The sequence below is a fragment of the Bartonella rattimassiliensis 15908 genome, assembly GCF_000278215.1.
Taxonomy (GTDB): Bacteria; Pseudomonadota; Alphaproteobacteria; order Rhizobiales; family Rhizobiaceae; genus Bartonella; species Bartonella rattimassiliensis.
In genome coordinates, this window is the sequence record NZ_JH725068.1 from 218,206 (window position 1) to 220,001 (window position 1,796).

Consider the following 1,796-nt stretch of genomic DNA (forward strand, 5'->3'; position numbering starts at 1 on the left):
TCGGAAGATTATCGTGCTCGTTATGCTGATAACCTCTCTAAAGAATTGCCTCGTATCCCTTGCGTAAAGAGTGCTGATGATTTTTGGAAGTTTGTGACAGCAGGGCGTGAACTGGGTCATTTGCACGTGAATTATGAAGATGTAGAGCCTTATCCAGTGACCTTTAAAAAGCGCAATCCAAAACAAAATACGTTTCAAATGATTGAAAAACAAGATCTAATGAAAGGTCTACTAGAGAAAAACAGTGAATATTTAGAACTTCAGAAAAATCTAAATATTGAAGTTATTTTTGGTAATCCACCTTATTCTATGGGACAAAAGAGCGAAAACGATAATGCAAAGAATACTCCTTATCCAATTTTAGATAAACGGATCAGTGAAACTTATGCGGCTCAATCGAAGGCAAGTCTTATGCGAAGTCTTTATGATAGTTACATTCGTGCCATTCGCTGGGCGAGTGACCGTATTGATAATGCTGGTGTTATTGGTTTTGTCACAAATGCGGGTTTTGTAGATACAAAATCTATGGATGGTTTACGCAAATGCCTCGTTGAGGAATTTTCAAGCCTTTATATTTTCCATTTACGGGGGAATGCTCGAACTTCTGGAGAACAACGTAAGAAAGAAGGTGGTGGAATTTTTGGTGAAGGATCTCGTGCCCCTATAGCTATCTCTATTCTTGTAAAAAATCCAGAATCTCAACAGCGTGGTAAGATATATTTTCGTGATATTGGAGACTATCTCAATAGAGAAGAAAAGCTCACGATAATTGAAAAACTTAGGAGTATTGATGGCATTACACGAAGAAAAAAAGGTTGGCAAATAATTACACCAGATAAACATGGTGATTGGCTTGGTCAACGTGATGAAAGTTTCAAAGAATTTTTAGCTATAGGTGATAAAGGTGATAAAAAAAGTCATGGTAAAAAACTTTTTGAAAGTTTTTCTCTTGGAATTGTAACCAGTCGTGACGCTTGGACGTACAATTCAAGCCGTAAAGCTTTAACAAAAAATATGCATAATATGATTAACTTCTATAATAATGAAGTGAAACGTTTTAATGATACTTATGTACATGCTAACCGTCAGATACATAAAAATGCTGTAAATAATTTCGTTGATACAGATGAGAGAAAGATAAGTTGGAGCTATAATGTTAAACAAGAATTAGTAAGAGGAAAAATTTTTGAACTTGAAGATAGATGCCTTATTCAAAGCCTTTATCGTCCTTTTACGAAACAATGGCTCTATTATAATCGCACCTTTAATGAGAGAGTCTATCAAATTCCGCGGATATTCCCTATGGGAAAGGTGGTTGAAAATAGAGGAATTCAAATTACAGGCGTAGGAGCAAGGTGTGGCTTTTCTGTTCTTATGATTAAAGATTTACCTAATCTAGATGCAATAGAAAAAGGTCAATGCTTTCCAAGGTATATCTATGAAGATACTGAATCTTTAAAAGATAAAATGATGTAACTATATTCGTGAAATCTCTGAAGATAATACTCCTAAAAGTGGTCGACCTACGATACGTTATGAATGGCATCCCTTAGTGAAAAATCATAAGACATCACACTGAAGCAATTTGGAAATCTTATAAAACATTAAACAAGATAACCGTGAACCTTCAAAGTACTTCCCATTATTAGTTTTAGGGGGTTTTGGGGGTTTTGGGGGTGCTTTTTATAGGTATTATTTTAATTTTTTGAATCTAAAATAAAAGTTTATTATATTTCAATGCGTTAATGCTTTAAGTAAACAACTTATATGATACGCAATACGTAAATACAATCTAT

General features: G+C 34.3%; 1 protein-coding gene. It reads left to right on the forward strand.

Going from position 1 to position 1,796, the window contains the following annotated elements:
* Nucleotides 1-1,476: type ISP restriction/modification enzyme (locus MCY_RS09495; RefSeq protein ID WP_007347741.1), on the forward strand; the 1,476-nt coding region annotated here is incomplete at its 5' end.
* Nucleotides 1,477-1,796: the final 320 nt, after the last annotated feature.